Source organism: uncultured Sphingosinicella sp., from assembly GCF_963974575.1.
Taxonomy (GTDB): Bacteria; Pseudomonadota; Alphaproteobacteria; order Sphingomonadales; family Sphingomonadaceae; genus Sphingosinicella.
In genome coordinates, this window is record NZ_CAXBBQ010000008.1 from 1 (window position 1) to 15240 (window position 15240).

Here is a 15240-nt window from a genome sequence, read left to right on the forward strand (position 1 = left end):
GGGTTCGGGCACCGCCGACTTTCCGACGCCTCACGGCGTCCGAAACTCTAAACGGTTGCGGACCTTCCGCTTTTAGATTTGATTTATCGGAAGCTGACACGGTCGCATTATCGAATGCCGGGTACCACCAAGCCACCCAAGGGCGAATGCGAAAGGTATCCAGACCGGCTTCGCGAACGGCTTTCCGGTCACGGTGCGCTTCGTCCGCAGGGTTGGTGACGTGCTGACTATTGATTCAGTGAAAGGTGAGGAAAAGCAGCCGTTCAAATATTTCGTGTAGTGCAGCAGTCACCGATCCCATTTTTGGACTGTCGCGTTAGCGCGGGCACGAATGAGCGAAGGTGACTGACTTAGGAATTCGATCTTGCGGTCGAACCGCCAGCATCATCGAGCCATAACTTTTCTCAAAGTGAATTTATTTTTGGTTTGCTTAACTGCATGTTATCTGCTTTTTGCACTTGGGGGGAGGCGGCCCATGGATGATTTCGGAGCATGCCGCACTGCGAGTTCGGCGCTGACATTTGGTAGCAATTGTGAGATGCTTGGGGATGCTGCCTCGTCGTCTAGAGATTGTCACCGAGAAATGATGTCGGCCTTTCCCTACGGATCGCCAGATTTACCTAGCTGGGAAGATGCTGCGCGGGACATCGAAGTGATGTTGACCTCCCTAGGGCTTCAGTCAATCCGGCGTTATCTCGGCCAGCATCACTGGGAAAAAGAGTCGCAAAGCGCGCTCGCGGCAGACGAGGCAGAGCCCGGCCTGAAACTGGAGAATGTGGCCGCGCATAGCTGGCAGGTTGCGGACGCAACAATGCTGCTCGCTCCCACTTTTCCCGAGATTAATCCGCAGCGAGCGCTCGAGCTCGCGATCGTTCATGACAAGCTCGAGCTCTTTACGGGTGATTTCGATCCTGTCGGCTCGGATGGTCAAGGCACCTATTCGCACGCATTTAATGGCCGTGCTCAAACTCATAAGACCGCTCTCGAGCTCGCAGCGCTCGAGCGCTATGTTGCGCAATTGCGTGGGCCAGCACGCGACCTCCAGCGATCACTCATTCTTGAAACCATCCGTGCGAGTTCGGCGGAAGCGTTATTCGTGAAGGCAGTAGATAAGCTCCAGGCTTTGAGCTTCGTTCTTGTAAAAAAAGCTGGTCAGATGACCGACGAACATCTGGCGTTCAGCCTCCGCTATAGCGCTAAAGCAGTCGACTACTTTCCGCAACTTCGTGTTCACCACGCAGTGCTTTGTTCGCGGCTTGTAACGGGAATTGCCAATGTGCGGCACGTCCGCGTCGAGGAGGTACTTGAGGCAATCCCCCCTGCATTGCGCGCGCTCGCGACCCCCGACGAGCAATGACTCTCACCTTTGGCTCGGCGCCATTCCGTTTCGCTCTCATGGGGAAGAGCGGCTCTGGTAAATCAAGTGCCGGGAGGCTACTCGCTGAGCGCTTCGAGGTTCCTCACATTAGGACAGGCAAGATTTGCCGCGAGATCGCGCTTCTACTGTTTGGCAACGAGGATAAGAGTTCGACCCATCGCCTCGATGATGCCCTGACCCAGATCGATCCAAGTATTTTTCTTCGCGCTGCGCTTCGCGAGGCTGGAGCAGAGAATGCCGAACTATCTGAAAGCAGACAGGGCTTCATTATCGATGCCCTGCGCTTCGAGAGCGACCTGACGCTCGCAAAATCGCATGGCTGCCGTATCATCCGGATATCAGCGCCCGACGACATACGCGTCTCGCGGCTAGCCGAGCGCAATCAGGTGTTCGACCTCATGACCGATGGGCGTCACCGCTCCGAGTATGAACTCGACGCGGCGGCTGTGGATTACGAGATTGTCAACGACAACGATCTTGACAGTTTGCGGGCTGCCTTGAGGGCGATAGAGGCGCCGAACTGAATTGCGCCGCAACATTTTTCTTCATTTTCTCAACCGCGACACGCGTGAAGTTTTCGACCTTTACCGTGCGCTGACTCCCGAGAAGCATGCGGCTCTCATGCGACGCGCGCTAAATGCTGCCGCGATTATCTGTGAGGATCGATGCGTCGCGCCTCCCGGGTTTATTGTCGAAGACGAAATCGCCTTTGGACTTGCCGAGAACCAGCGAGCTTATCTTAGCGAAAGCCTTATCCAACTCCCAATGCGCGAGGACAATCTCGCCGAATTCGCAGAGAAGAAGCGGATCGGGTATGAACCGATGCGTGATCGCTATTCCGGACTTTATAATGACACGCGCATTGGCTTTCTTGGCGACACGGCGCGCGGGATCATCCAACGCAAGACGCATATCACCGCCGGGATATTGAAGGATTGGACGAGTGGCCCGGAGGCGGGCCGAAGCTTCTGGAAGCCAGCCAAGACGATATTGACTCCACCGCAGGTTGATCTTGTCGCGAAAATCCCTTTAATGCTCGACGAGCGCGGGGTTGCGCTAACTTGGTCTGCTATCGCTCCGGAACTCCCCGACGAAGTCAAGGTGGCGTTTGGCGTACTTCGCGGCACGCTGCAGCATGTTTATTTCCGGCAATATTGTCAGGAATTTAACCTCTGTGCGCTGTCGGGAATTCCCCACGTGATCCATGATTTCCGCGTGCCGGTCGAAGAGAGCGCGCACAATTTTAAACGACTAGGGCTGTTTCTTGACCTCTTCGAGCTGCGTGAATTGTTATTCGAAGCCCCGGCGGACCTGATCGTCTCGCTGAAGAAACAGCCCGGTTTCATCGCCTTTTGTGATGCCTATGCGATGCTTGCACAGCGAATGCCGGGCGACACCAACATGGTATTTTACGCCGGTCGCATTAGGAACACGCTCAATTACAGCTGGGCTTCGTTGCAAGAAAGGCGTTTCAGCTTCTATGAGGTCAGCCCTGTCGAGGTGAGTGAACTTGCAAGCGTGCTCGACGAGTTTGCAAGTCGGCTGACGACGGAGCATGGGCTTGCGACCCGCAGTACGCCTGAAAACAAGAACCAAAACCAGAAGAAAGAAACGAGATCGATCATGGTGAAAGAGCCCGAACTCGTCCTGTTCGTTGCGCTTGAGGAAGAACTGGAAGCCCTCGCCAAAAGCCTCAATTTGACAAAGACAAATACGACGCCCGAAGCGCACGGCACCATTGACGGGGTCCAGGTCGCAGTGATCTGTCCGCGGACCATGGGTCGCGTTGCGGCGGCAGTGGCGATGACCTCCTACCTAACAAAAAGAAACCGCCCCCCAAAGCTTATCCTGATCGTCGGCCTCGCGGGCGGCTTCGCCGAGAATAGAACCGAGCCCGGTCACATTATTGTCGTTACGAAAGTCGTCGACCTCGCGCTTCGGAAAGTGGTCGACGACGCGGACGGCGCGACGCCGAATTTCCGGAGCGAAGACTATGCGATGGACGACCGGGTTCTGCGACAGATTCACTCTGACGCATTCGACAAGAAGGGTTGGACCTTTGAGGCGTGCGACCTCGATTGGCCAGAAGGCCGGCGCCCTTCGCTTCACTACGGACCACTGGCCAGTGCCGACGAAGTCGTGGCCAGCGATGATTGGCGCAAGAAAATCCTCCAAGGTAAGGGAGGCAATCCCAAGCTGCTAGGGGTGGAGATGGAAGCCGGGGGAGTGTGTGCTGCGGCGGCACGCCAAAGAAATATTCCCGTCAGTATGCTGCGCGTCGTCTCGGATCAGGCCGACCCCTCGAAAGCGGACGATAATTGGCGCAAGGTCGGCATGAAGACGCTCTCCAGTCTATTAGCTGCGATCTCTCTCGGCGAAGTTCTAAAAAACTTCGATTAGCCGAGCATAGCGGAACGTAGGTTGCTATCCGCGATCAACCGCAGTGACCATTTGTCGAAGCGCTCGAGGTTGTTGAGCGTAATCGGAAGCTCGAGCCAGCCAGTGCTCGCGCGCGCTTCGACAGCCTCAGTAATCTCTGCGATGCCGCTGCACTGAAATCGCATATATACAGCAAGATCGGCGCGGCGACCTTCACTTTCCTCGTCGATGACAGCGAGCGGATCGGACCATCGGGTATCATCTTCGATTAATGCGCGGACATGGTGCGGAAGCTCGAAATGTTCTAGTAATGTGCGCGCGGCTGCGTCCATCAGTCCGAAACTGTCTGGCGAAAAGAGCAAAAGATCGTCGCGCTTCACGACGCCCTCGATGCCCATTACCGAACGGATGTGAAGATCGCCCTCTTCGGTCGTCGGACGCTGATTGTCGAGGAATATACGATCTTCAGCGACGAGCAGTAGTAGGAAACGAAACGGAACGAGCTTTGGGTCACGGCGGAGACTATAAAGCCGCGCAAAGCGCCAAGGCAGCTCGTGCAGCTTGGCGACAGCAAATGGTGAGATGAGCTTTGCCGCGAGTTTCGCAAGGTCAATGCGGGGAAAGGCGACTACATCGAAGCGGCCGAGCTGTGCTGCCCGAAGTGGCGCGTGGTACTCTTGGCGATAGCGCTCGGGCAGCCTATCATCTGACTGAAGCGCCCGCAAAAAAAAGCGCCCTGGACCGGTGCGAAAGAATTCGCTCTTAGAGCGGTGCTTTAGGATGTCAGTCGCGAGACGAGCCTGCAGAGTTTTATGCTGGGTGCGGCCGTACAGATCGCGCGGAACAAGTTGCATCTGCATGGCGGTTCGGAGGATTTGGCGGGCGCTGAGCGGTTGCCGCGCGCTTTGGAGCACGCTACGCGCCATTTCGAGATAGCTATCCACTAAGCATTGCCTATTTCCGCGCGGGGAATGGATAGACCTACGCCGACACCGTTTTCCCTGCAAGCCTAGGTCGGACATGATACAATCCGACCGGCCATTACCTATGGCCGGTAGATCGTCGCGAGAGCATTGGGGATTTGATTCACTCACCGCGTTGTGACAAGCCCGAAATGTCAGCTATTTTGCGGCCATCGGACGCAGTCGGAAGGGCCGAGATCGGGCGCACCACGGTCATAACTTTTCCGCCATCCCGCCTCCCGGCGGTCTGAACCTGTCTGATCCGGCTCCCGCGCGGTGTGTGCGGGTCGCTTTGCCTTTGGTCCGGCCGGGCCGGCCCTGCAACCCGCTGACGCGGGTCTTCCACATGCGTTGCAGCCCTTCGGGTGCGGGCCCGGCCCTTGGGGCCGGACCTGTCGGCGCTCCGCCGCCCACCCCGCTCTTCCGCCGGGTGCGGCTGCTGGAGAGGGAGAATGCTGATGGACCCGAACGAAACCCCCGCCGGCGAGCCCGATGCCCGGATGCTTGCCGCCGTCCGGCAGACCTTCCAGCGGATGCCAAAGCTGACCCGGACCGTGTTCGAGTTGCACCGCCATGACGGCCTCGACTACCCCGCAATCGCCGCCCGGCTGGGCATCAGCGTCGCCGAGGTCGAGCGCCATGTATCGCTGGCGCTGCAGCAGCTGTGGCGTGCGCTTCACCATCTGCTTTAGGGGGAGAAAGGTGCCCGCACGGACTTCAGGGGGGATCGAGGACCGCGCGGGGCATTCTCGATATGGGGTTGGCAAGGAGCGCTTTAAAGGCGAGTCTGTGAGCATGAAGACGGGTCTCGAACATCTTCCGGAATGCAAAAGGCGCGAGCTCGAGCGCGTCGTCGCACTACTGCGCGAGGGGTTCGCCGACGCCATCCGCCACCGCACACAGCCGCGCTACCGCGAAGGCCGGCTTCTGAAGATCATCCTGTTCGGCAGCTACGCGCGCGGCGACTGGGTCGAGGACCCCGTCGGCCGCTACTTCTCCGACTATGACATCCTCGTTGTCGTGAACCACGAGGACCTGACGGACGTTCCCGAGTTCTGGCAGAAGACCGAGGATCGGCTGCTTGCCGAGGTTGGCGAGGGCAAAGTGCGGACCCCGGTCAGCGTCATCTACCACAGCCTTGAGGACGTGAACGAGAAGCTCAAGCTCGGGCGGTACTTCTTCACCGACATTGTCAGGGACGGCATCGTGCTGTTCGAGGAGCCGGGCCACCCGTTCGAAACGCCGCGCAAGCTGACCCCGGCCGAAGCGCTCAAGGAAACGCAGGACTACTACGAAGAGTGGTTCGAAAGTGCGGCAAACTTCGACGCTCTGGCGCACGATGCGATAGATAAAGGTATGCTCAAAGAAGCGGCCTTCTTGCTTCATCAGGCCACAGAGCGTTACTACCACACGCTCTTTCTGGTTCGCACTTTGTACTCGCCCAAGACGCACAACCTGAACCGGCTGCGGTCGCAAGGCTCGTGCGCAGCGTGACTGTCGGCGACCGGCGCTACGGGCTCATCGCGATGAGCCGCGAGTTCAGTCTGGTGCCGTGGCGGCCGGTGCTAGAGCGGGGGCTCGGCAAACATGTCTCCGGCATAGCGCGGGATGAGGGCATCAGCTGGACGATCGGGCGGCAGCGCGGCCTTGAGATCGGTATGTGAGATTTTGCGTCAATATGCACTGAACGGCTTCAATACTGTACTTCGGCCGCGCCCCGCCTGGAGGCACACTCGCCCCCATGAAAACGCGCCATCAGTTCTATCTTCCCGATGACCTGTCGGAGCAGCTGGACAGCCTTGCCGGCAAACCCGGCGGGTCCAAAACGAAGATCCTCACCGACGCGCTGCGAATGTGGATCGACCGGAAGAGTACGCAGGGGCTCGACGACCGGTTCGGGCCGAAGATCGACCGGCTGCTGCGCAGCGCCGGCAAGACGCAGCGCGGGATCGACGCGCTCACCGAGATGCTGGCTCTGTTCGTGCAGCATCAGCTCACGCTCGTCGCCCATCAGCCGCCGTTCGATGAGGGCGCCCGCAGGCTCGGGCTGGAGCGAACCGAGGCGTTCCTTGAGCTCGTCGAACGCCGCATCCTCGGCAAGGGCGCCCGGCAGCGGCTTGCCGGGGAGGAGGAGGCATGAGCATCGATGCGGCGCCGCGGGCCATTACCGTGCGCATCCCCGAGGCCTGCCGGATGACCGGCATCGGCAGGTCCAAGCTCTATGAGCTCATCAAGGCCGGCGACATCCCCACGATCAAGGTGGGCAGCATGACGCTTGTGCCGGTCAGGGGGCTGGAAGGATTTCTGGAACGATGCGGGCAAGAAACGGTAGATTAGCACCTCATCGTCGTTCGGCGGTTGTTTCCCAAGCTCGAAACGAAGCCTGCCATTGTAGGCCACACTCTCTCGAACTACTATTGGGCAAGGGGGAATCGAAGATGTATCTTTCGGAAGTTTCAATAAAAAATTTTCGCGTCCTTACGGCTTTCGAACTGCGTCTGAATCCCGGGATCAACTTGATCGTCGGCGAGAACAATAGCGGAAAAACAGCGCTTGTTGATGCTCTGCGTTATGCGCTTTCCGTGAACTCCGGGGAATGGATACGGGTTCAAGACCGCGATTTCAGTCGCGGGGCCACGTCGTTCTCCATCCAGTTGAAGTTCGAGGATATCACCGCCCGGCAGGCGGCAGCGTTCGTTGAGCATCTGACGCACGAAAAGATCCCAGGCACCGACAGTCGGCGCTCGGCCCTCTATCTCAACTATCAGGCAGAACAGACAACACATCTCATACGCGGCGCCCGGCAAATCCGGACTGAACTGCGGTCCGGCGCGAATGCAGAAGGCCCATCAGTGGAACGAGAGGTGAGAGATTTTCTCGCGACCACCTATCTCCGCCCCTTGCGCGATGCGGATGCCGAACTGATGGGCGGTCGCGGATCACGCCTGCCGCAGATTCTTGGCTCCTCTGAAAGGTTCGGAGAAGCTGCCGTCATCGAAAATCTGCTGACGACGATCGTGGCAGCCAACGCGGCGATCATCGAGAATGACGGAGTGAGCGCAACCCGCAAACGCATTGAAGAGCAGCTTCGCAGGCTGGATTTTCGCACGAAACCCTTAAGCCCGCTGATCAGCATCATGGGCGGAACCGATCTCGAACAACTCGATGCGACCGAGCGCAAACAGATGTTCCGCACAATTCTGGAACGCTTGCAGCTGCTCATCGATTCACAGGAACGCTATCAGGGCCTTGGATACAGCAATCTGCTGTTCATGGCGACGGAGCTCCTGCTTCTTGAGCAGGAACAGCATGATTTTCCGCTTCTGCTGATCGAGGAACCGGAAGCGCATCTCCATCCGCAGCTTCAAATGAAATTTCTGCGGGCGCTCAGAGAGGGTTTTGGCGGCCAGAATTCCTCGTTGCAGAGCATCCTTACCACTCACAGCCCGAACCTGGCGTCGAAAGCTCCGCTTGAAAACGTGATCATCATGACGGAGGGCAAGGCTTTTTCCCTTCGCAAGGATGAAACACAGCTGGATGCGCAGAACTACGTGCATCTGGAGAAATTTTTGGATGTAACAAAATCCAACCTCTTCTTCGCCAAGGGCGTCATGATCGTCGAGGGCGATGGTGAGAACCTCCTCCTTTCGACCTTTGCCGACCTTCTCGGGACGCCATTCGAGGATTTCGGCGTATCTGTCGTCAACGTCGGCAGCATCGCCTTTGCGCCCTACGCTCGTATCTTCCAAAGGGCGGGAATGGACGATCCTGCGAATAGCGCCGAATGGCTTGGTATGCGCGTAGTTTGCCTGCGCGATCTCGATCTGTGGCCCGAACCCGCTCGCATCGCGGAAGGCAATATTTACGGCTTTCAGGAAGCAAAACCCGGCAACCAACAATACTGGGAAAGCCACTACGCGGAAAACGCTCAAGGCCGATTGAATTGGATCGCAAACCGCAAATTTCTTGCCGGACAGAATGTGCGGGTCGAGGTAGCGGACCATTGGACCTTCGAGTACGCGCTTGTGCGGGCCGGTTTGGCAGCAGAAGTATATCAGGCGCTAAAAGGCACGCTCGACGGCTATGACGAGTTGCCGGCTGATCCGGAATTGCGGGCAGTCGCCATCTACAGGGATGTCGCCACGCAATCCGGCGCGAAGACGAAGCTGGCCTACACGCTATCAAGCGTGCTGGCTGAAAAGTTCGGTCCGATCATCACGCCTGCTTCCGAGAATGAAACGCCCGAGCAGGCCGACGCGAGACGACAAGCTGACCTCGCGCAAACCACAGCACGCAGAGCCGAGTTTCGGGCAGCGCTGCCGGCATATATCGTGCGGGCTATAGATTATGTGACGGGGCATGAAGCCCCTGCGGCAGCGGTATAGGGCCTGCTCGATGCCGATACCTGCTATAGACGATGCCGACATTGATACGCTGCTCGAGGAGGTCAATGCCACGTCTGTGAACGAAGCGCTGTCTCTTGACGAGGCAAGGCGCGCGGCTATTCGGGAGCACCGCCATGTCCATGCTTGCCCCGGTGCCGGCAAGACGACGCTCATCGGCTTGAAGCTGGTCCTCCTTGCCCGCAAATGGCGCTACCGCCATTGTGGATTATGCGTTCTGACCCATACGAATGTGGCAAAGGACGAGATTCTAAAACGTGTCCGCACCGACGCTGCGGCGACATCTCTGATCAGCTACCCGCACTTCATTGGGACGATCCAGGATTTCGTACAAACCTTTCTCGCGCTGCCGGCCTGCCGCTCCAAAGGATACCCGATCCGCCACATTGATGACTCCACTACGGCGGCCTACATGCGTCGCCGCCTAGCCCCCAGCACGCGCACGTATCTGGACAACAAGAACGCCAGCACTTCCAGATTGCGTCTCGAGTGGGCTCAAGACCAGCTATCCGTCAACGTACCGGGAGCGCCAGGCACCCTTACCGCCTCCTATCAGAACATGATCGTCGTAAAGAATCAGACTCTGGAGAATGGCTATTTTTTCTTCTCCGAGATGTACGCGTTCGCAAGGGAGCTGATTTCAACCAATCCATCTGTCATCGATGCCCTGCGACAGCGCTTCCCGCTCGTACTGATCGACGAGACGCAGGATACGCTGAGATTCCAGGACGAGCTGATCAATCATCTGTTTGGTGATGCTGCAGGCTGCACCCTGCAGAAGGTTGGCGATCCCGATCAGGCGATCTTCGACGGTATGTCAGGCGAGCCGCCAAACGAAACGTTCAATGCGGCGATAGACCTCGCACCCATCCCGGACAGTGGTCGGTTTACAGCGAACATTGCTGACAAATTCTGCGGGCTCAGCACACGGCGTATTGCTTTGACGGGCTCTCGCCCTACCGCCGCGAATTCCCCTTCCTGTACATTCATTCTCTATAGCAATGATACGATCGGATCTGTACTGGATCAGTTTGGCGCTATAGTCGCCGGTCTTCCAGAAGCTGATCGCAAGGTCGTAAAGGCAATTGGCGGGCGCGCCGAAGGCGAAGCACTTAGCATACAATCTTACTGGCAGGCATTCGACCGGAACCAGGCGAACAAGATAGGGAATGCCGATAAATTCTGTGAATGCGTTCGGTCAGCGGTAGAATTGAAAGAAGGGCCGGTTCACACTCACTACCAGCATCTGAGGCAGGGGCTGGTCGAGCTTCTGCGCCTGGGCGGCAAGACGGCCATTGGACGATCTGGAGCCGCAGTGCCAATCACGCTTGCAAACGTAAGGCGGTACTTTGATGTCTCCGGGAAGATGCCTCATATTAATGCGCTGATGGCCGATCTGATGCTTCGCTCCGTACTCACGGCGGACGAATGGGCAGGCATTACGCAAAGGCTCTGCGACATTTTCGATGTCGATAGTGGCAACGCTGCTATTGCCGAGTATCTTGCCTATGCGGACCACGCGCCGGAGTTGCTCGATGAGGTAGTGTTGCCTGGCAATGTGTATCTGAGCCCGGGGGGGCATCCCCATAGAGGTTTCCACTATCCACGGCGTCAAAGGGGAAACCCACGACGCTACCCTCGTCCTCGAAACCAAGTTCGGGACTCTCTTTGACGTAAAGGAAATGCTGCCCTTCTTGATCAATCCGGCGTTGGAGCGACCGGTATTCGACCCAGCTCATGCCACCACCCACGCATCAATCCGGGCCTCCTTTATGAAAAAGATGTATGTGGCGACCACCAGGGCGCGACAACTGGTCTGCATCGCGATGCACCGCGATCGCATCTCGCAGCTGGACCGGACAACGCTCTCGGACACAAGAGGCTGGTCGTTTGTCGATCTGTAGTCTTGTTACCATGGCTTCGGCTATGAAGCGGTTGGGAGGATACACCCAAGTCTTATCGAAGTCGCGGACCTGGAGCGGAAAAGGAAGCACACGTGTCTGACGGTAAGGCTGGCTCAATTTCGCTCGAAGAGGAGGATGCTGGCGCTGGTTCAGGCGCGCATTCGCTCGCCGGCTATGACTATCAGGTTGATGTGTCGGTCTGGCTTGCTCTCGACTTGATGCTCGCCAACAAGATCGCGCAATTGATCGAGCTCGAGCCCGCCTCAGAGGAGGATATCGAAGCGGATCTCACCGAGACGGAGCCTTGCCGACTCGCGACGAATGTCACTGCAGATGGGTACAAACTCGTGGTACAGGCGAAGCTCCGCCGCGGCGATGCGTGGACTGTCAAAGGCATCAACGCCTTGCTGAAACATGGCGGCGTGAGGCGCTTGTCGGCCGCGCGGCGTCTCGCGGACACGGATGTTCGATATCTCTTGATCACCAGCGCCGGTCTCAACGGCGAGACGCGTGGCCTGCGAGTTGGCCGCCCAGGAAGCTGGCCGAAGCCGAGCGGTATGGCGAAAACAACGGTCTCCAGCCTTCCAGCCAAAGCGGCGGGGCGCGTGGGCGTCATTGCCAGTCTTGACGAGGATAAGCTCGTCGGCGAGATCAAGCGTCTCCTGATCGAGCGTTTCGGCGTTCCCTACTCCCGCTGGATCGAATGCCTTCACAAGCTGCGCGAAGAAGCGCGACTGCGCATCCGGCGCGTCGGCGGGGGGCGGTGGCAGCGCGACGAAGTCGCCCACATCATTCGGGAGCATGACGGGCATCTAGCGGCATCACCGCAGCTCGAAAATTACGTGTTTCCCAAGAACTGGGCAGCGCTGCGAGAGGCGATGGCCTCCCCGCGCTATGCCGCCGTCATCATTGGACAATCGGGAACCGGCAAGACACTAGCGACGAGTAAACTCTACCAAGAGCTGCGCGAAGAGAGCCCTGGCATGATCCGGGTTCCGATCCGGCACGGACCGCAGCAGCTTCGCGACGACACGACCGAGCCACCTGTCCTTTACGACATCGAGGATCCGTGGGGTCGCTTCGACTTCGATCCAGCGAGCCGCCCTTGGAACGATCAGCTCGCGGGTTTTCTGGCGAAGGCGACGCATAACCGTCGGATCGTCGTCACGACGCGACGCGACGTGGGCGTCTCGTCCAAAGCGCTCAAGACGGTCGACCCTTGGCTGGTGCCGCTCGAGGTCGAGCACTACGGCCCTCAAGAGCGCAGCAAACTCTACCGGAGCAGGATCGTTACTCTGCCCCGCGATGTGCAGCTGCTCGCCTCGGGTGCCGAGAAGCAGGTACTAGACGAGCTTGCGTCCCCCCTCGAAATCGAGAAATTCTTCGACTCCCTACGCACTTCTGGCCGCCCTGACCCAAAAAACCCGCTGGGCTTCATCAGGGCTGCGATGGACCGGGCGCACGAGGCGTCGATCGAGCTGACCGTCGTTGAGCAAATACGAGAGCGGGATGACTTCGCGGCAGCAGCCGTCATTTGGGGGCTTTTGAAGGCCAGCAACAAATTGTCGATCCGGACCGTCAGGTCGCTGGAGATCGATTTGGCCGAGCGCAACGCCCGATTCGAAAAGGGTGTGCAACCCCTCATCGATTTCTTCGTCGCTGCGCGTAACCTGCGCGTCGGCGAGGGCGATGCGACCTATTACCATCCGCGCGTGGAGGCGGGCGTCCAGTCAGCGCTGAAGATGGCGCCGGTTCCCGCAGCTGTTGCGCTGCGTGCGCTCATCGACGTCCTGACAGACCCCGATGGTCCTAGTCCCGGTTGGGGTTCAGGCATCGCAGCGCGCATTCTTGAGGCAGTTCGCCTAGTTCCTGAGCTGGAGGTGTCGGCAAAGCCGGCGGCACAAAGGGCGATCGATGCCTGGATCGATCAGCAATTCACCGATCCTGCCACGCGCATTCCCGAGCATCTGCGGACTGCGGCCGCGGTTGGATCGGGCGCGTCCATCGGCGCAGAGTTCGGACGATACATCAACCATCGACCAGACAAGACCTTCGCACGCCTGATGCACTGGAGCTCGCCAGGACACGGCCAGGACTGGTATGATCGCATGGCCACAGCCCCGCAGATGAAGACGATCGCGGCCCGCTTTGTCCGCGAGATGCTACCCAATGATCGAACCGGCTATGGTCGAGCGTTAGTGGCTGACCTAGAGCGGCTGGCTCCCGACCTGACGCCAGTATATCTGGAGGCGACCGCGGGGATCGTTCGCAACGGCTTCGATCCAGTTGTAGAAACCCTTGCAGAAGGCGCCTTGCGCGATCTGGCCGGATTCGAGTCTATCGTCGATGCTGCTGTCGCGGAACTCATGCCCACACCAGGCAACCCTGAGGCCGACCGCAAGGAACGGCTCGCCTATATCAACAGCGTCTACTCCGACGAATACATGGAGCATATGTCCGATAAGGGCGATGGCCATACCGCTCAGCAGCTTCTGCGCGCCTATGTCGACAAGGTGCGCGAGGTCAAAGGTTGGCAAAGCTTGGCTCAGCACCCGCACGCCGAGGCACTCCAGGCCGACTGGATGCGCTCCCTTATGGGGGGCGTCCGAAAGGGAACACCGCCCAGCTCTGGGGAGGTGGGGGGTGCCTATTCGATCGTCCGAGACGGGGAGAACGAAGACGCAATTTGGCAAGTGCTTCGCCATCACTGGGACGATTCCTATCGTGATCACCTAACGGAACGGATCCGGAATGGGAGCGATGATCGGGATGTCAGGACGGCGGCGCTCGCCTGCTTGATCGCCCACCATCGGAATATGCTCCCGCAGATACTGGACAGCCTGATCGCCGCCGGCGATCGCGAGCGTGCAGTCGAACTGGCCATCGACCTAGGCTACATCCTTGCTCAGCGGGCCCCGATCACGCACTTTCCCACCATGGAAGAAAGCGGGCCAAGCCCCGAGGAAGCGGAAGCGACCGCGGCCAAGGATTTACTGCCCGTGGACTATGCGGCAATCGCGCATGCGGCCCGTGTCTTGCGCAGCAACGATGACCCCGTGGTTCCGCTTCCTCTACCTGTAACGGCGTTGCTGGCCGCGACGCCGGCGACCCGCCCCGAAGTTCGGCGGCTGCGCATCAAGCATCATGCGACGTTGGGAGCAGCGGTCCGACCCGACATCGAGGCCACGCTGGCTGAAGCGCGCGTGAGCTGGGAGGACACGCATCCTTGCGCCGAGGCGATTGCGGCTGCTATAGCGCTCAACCTGACCGAGATCATCGAGAGCGCTCTCGACCATATGTTTGCCGATGTCGTCGCGCCCGCGCTTACGGCCATCGGTGGACCTTTGCTGGCCCCCCTTCCTCAGGGCCTCCTCGAATTTGCCAAGGCGGAAGGAAGTACTATCAGGAAGGCGCTTGTCGCGCTCCTGTTGTCAAAACCGCATCCAGACCATGTGCCGACGCTGATGACGCTCGCTCATGACCAATGGTCGTCGTCCTACCGGCGGTATGAAGAAGATGACCATTTCCCGATAGCACATCAGGCGATCGCCGCGCTTGGTGCGCTTGGCGACCTTCCGATGGACGTCCTCGAGCCTCTCGACGCCTTGGGCATCGAAACCACAGATCCGAACCTGCGTTACAACATCTTTCAATTGCTGGTGACGCATGGCGGCAGGCTGATGCAGGAACGGCTTCTCGATCGCGCCGTGACGCCCGGCCGTGCCTCGGTGAGGCGAGCGGCCGCACACGCTTTGGTCTTCAAAATGGAGAGCCTCGATGCGGCTGTGGTTGCAGCAATCGATGCGGAGACGGTAACCACGCGGATGCCGAGCGTGGCGGCTTCTCTGGTGCTCGCCGCAGCACACCGGGGAGGGGACGAATTCGTCTTCGAATTCGCGCAGCTGCTCGCGGCGCGTCCGAAACGCCGTGTGCTCGTCCTTCTCGCGATCTGGATGACGCGGGAACAGCGACCTAGGCTCGCTGAGGCTCTGGAGGGGCTGCTGCCGACGGAACATCCGGCGATCGCCTGGCTCCGGACCGGGCCAGCATCGATTGCGGTCGATGACCTGGTCAAGGACCTGGGTGACCCTGCTACCTGCCAAGAGGTGCTGCGCTGGGTTAACCCGAAAGAGGCGAAGGCGTGAAGAAGCCGTTCGATTTGCTGCGAGAGGTGGCCCGCTTCGGGCTGAGCCACGGGCTCTCGCTGAACGATC

General features: G+C 59.1%; 13 protein-coding genes. 12 read left to right on the plus strand and 1 reads right to left on the minus strand.

Going from position 1 to position 15240, the window contains the following annotated elements; translation table 11 throughout:
* Positions 1-475: 475 nt before the first annotated feature.
* From AAC014_RS14615 to AAC014_RS14625, 3 genes are read left to right on the plus strand one after another with little or no spacing between them, the layout of a single operon-like run.
* The gene (locus AAC014_RS14615; protein WP_339709803.1) at positions 476-1357 is read left to right on the plus strand and encodes an HD domain-containing protein; all 882 of its coding nucleotides are present in this window, start codon (positions 476-478) and stop codon (positions 1355-1357) included.
* A complete protein-coding gene (locus tag AAC014_RS14620; RefSeq protein ID WP_339709806.1) occupies positions 1354-1902 on the plus strand; it encodes an AAA family ATPase in 549 nt (182 codons plus the stop codon). The genes AAC014_RS14615 and AAC014_RS14620 overlap by 4 nt, the downstream gene beginning before the upstream one ends.
* A gap of 1 nt (position 1903) precedes the next feature.
* Entirely contained in the window at positions 1904-3778 is a 1875-nt protein-coding gene (locus tag AAC014_RS14625) for a hypothetical protein (protein WP_339709809.1), read from the plus strand.
* On the opposite strand, the gene AAC014_RS14630 is transcribed toward AAC014_RS14625, so the two are convergent.
* The gene (locus AAC014_RS14630; RefSeq protein WP_339709812.1) at positions 3775-4701 is read right to left on the minus strand and encodes a winged helix-turn-helix domain-containing protein; all 927 of its coding nucleotides are present in this window, start codon (positions 4699-4701) and stop codon (positions 3775-3777) included. The two genes, AAC014_RS14625 and AAC014_RS14630, sit on opposite strands and share 4 nt — an antisense overlap.
* 470 nt (positions 4702-5171) lie before the next feature.
* Here AAC014_RS14630 and AAC014_RS14635 point away from each other — a divergent pair, with 470 nt between their 5' ends.
* The 9 genes from AAC014_RS14635 to AAC014_RS14675 all read left to right on the plus strand — a co-directional run bounded on the left by AAC014_RS14635 (position 5172) and on the right by AAC014_RS14675 (position 15171).
* Positions 5172-5411: a sigma-70 region 4 domain-containing protein gene (locus AAC014_RS14635; RefSeq protein WP_339709815.1), complete on the plus strand. Its 240-nt coding sequence runs from the start codon at positions 5172-5174 to the stop codon at positions 5409-5411.
* A 103-nt stretch (positions 5412-5514) separates the two neighbouring features.
* Positions 5515-6213 (plus strand): nucleotidyltransferase domain-containing protein, encoded by a 699-nt coding sequence (locus tag AAC014_RS14640; protein WP_339710035.1) that lies wholly within the window; start codon positions 5515-5517, stop codon positions 6211-6213.
* Entirely contained in the window at positions 6210-6383 is a 174-nt protein-coding gene (locus AAC014_RS14645; RefSeq protein WP_339709818.1) for a DUF3363 domain-containing protein, read from the plus strand. Before AAC014_RS14640 ends, AAC014_RS14645 begins: the two co-directional genes overlap by 4 nt.
* Positions 6384-6460: 77 nt before the next feature.
* Complete coding sequence (locus AAC014_RS14650; protein ID WP_339709821.1) at positions 6461-6859, plus strand: CopG family transcriptional regulator; 399 nt, start codon at positions 6461-6463, stop codon at positions 6857-6859.
* Positions 6856-7056 carry a helix-turn-helix domain-containing protein gene (locus AAC014_RS14655; protein WP_339709823.1) on the plus strand — a complete coding sequence of 67 codons (201 nt, stop codon included), beginning with the start codon at positions 6856-6858 and terminating at the stop codon, positions 7054-7056. Before AAC014_RS14650 ends, AAC014_RS14655 begins: the two co-directional genes overlap by 4 nt.
* A gap of 101 nt (positions 7057-7157) precedes the next feature.
* Entirely contained in the window at positions 7158-9104 is a 1947-nt protein-coding gene (locus tag AAC014_RS14660; protein ID WP_339709825.1) for an AAA family ATPase, read from the plus strand.
* Positions 9105-9114: 10 nt separating this feature from the next.
* Positions 9115-10794, plus strand: coding sequence for a UvrD-helicase domain-containing protein (locus AAC014_RS14665; protein ID WP_339709828.1), 1680 nt, complete (start codon positions 9115-9117; stop codon positions 10792-10794).
* Positions 10795-10816: 22 nt separating this feature from the next.
* A complete protein-coding gene (locus AAC014_RS14670) occupies positions 10817-11026 on the plus strand; it encodes a hypothetical protein (RefSeq protein ID WP_339709831.1) in 210 nt (69 codons plus the stop codon).
* A 92-nt stretch (positions 11027-11118) separates the two neighbouring features.
* Positions 11119-15171: a hypothetical protein gene (locus AAC014_RS14675; protein ID WP_339709834.1), complete on the plus strand. Its 4053-nt coding sequence runs from the start codon at positions 11119-11121 to the stop codon at positions 15169-15171.
* The last annotated feature ends 69 nt before the right edge of the window (positions 15172-15240 follow it).

What these genes read in the sequence shown, in the direction of transcription:
- AAC014_RS14615 (WP_339709803.1), top strand. Translation starts at nt 476, where the DNA reads ATGGATGATTTCGGAGCATGCCGCACTGCGAGTTCGGCGCTGACATTT.
- AAC014_RS14620 (WP_339709806.1), top strand. Translation starts at nt 1,354, where the DNA reads ATGACTCTCACCTTTGGCTCGGCGCCATTCCGTTTCGCTCTCATGGGG.
- AAC014_RS14635 (WP_339709815.1), top strand. Translation starts at nt 5,172, where the DNA reads ATGCTGATGGACCCGAACGAAACCCCCGCCGGCGAGCCCGATGCCCGG.
- AAC014_RS14640 (WP_339710035.1), top strand. Translation starts at nt 5,515, where the DNA reads ATGAAGACGGGTCTCGAACATCTTCCGGAATGCAAAAGGCGCGAGCTC.
- AAC014_RS14650 (WP_339709821.1), top strand. Translation starts at nt 6,461, where the DNA reads ATGAAAACGCGCCATCAGTTCTATCTTCCCGATGACCTGTCGGAGCAG.
- AAC014_RS14655 (WP_339709823.1), top strand. Translation starts at nt 6,856, where the DNA reads ATGAGCATCGATGCGGCGCCGCGGGCCATTACCGTGCGCATCCCCGAG.
- AAC014_RS14660 (WP_339709825.1), top strand. Translation starts at nt 7,158, where the DNA reads ATGTATCTTTCGGAAGTTTCAATAAAAAATTTTCGCGTCCTTACGGCT.
- AAC014_RS14665 (WP_339709828.1), top strand. Translation starts at nt 9,115, where the DNA reads ATGCCGATACCTGCTATAGACGATGCCGACATTGATACGCTGCTCGAG.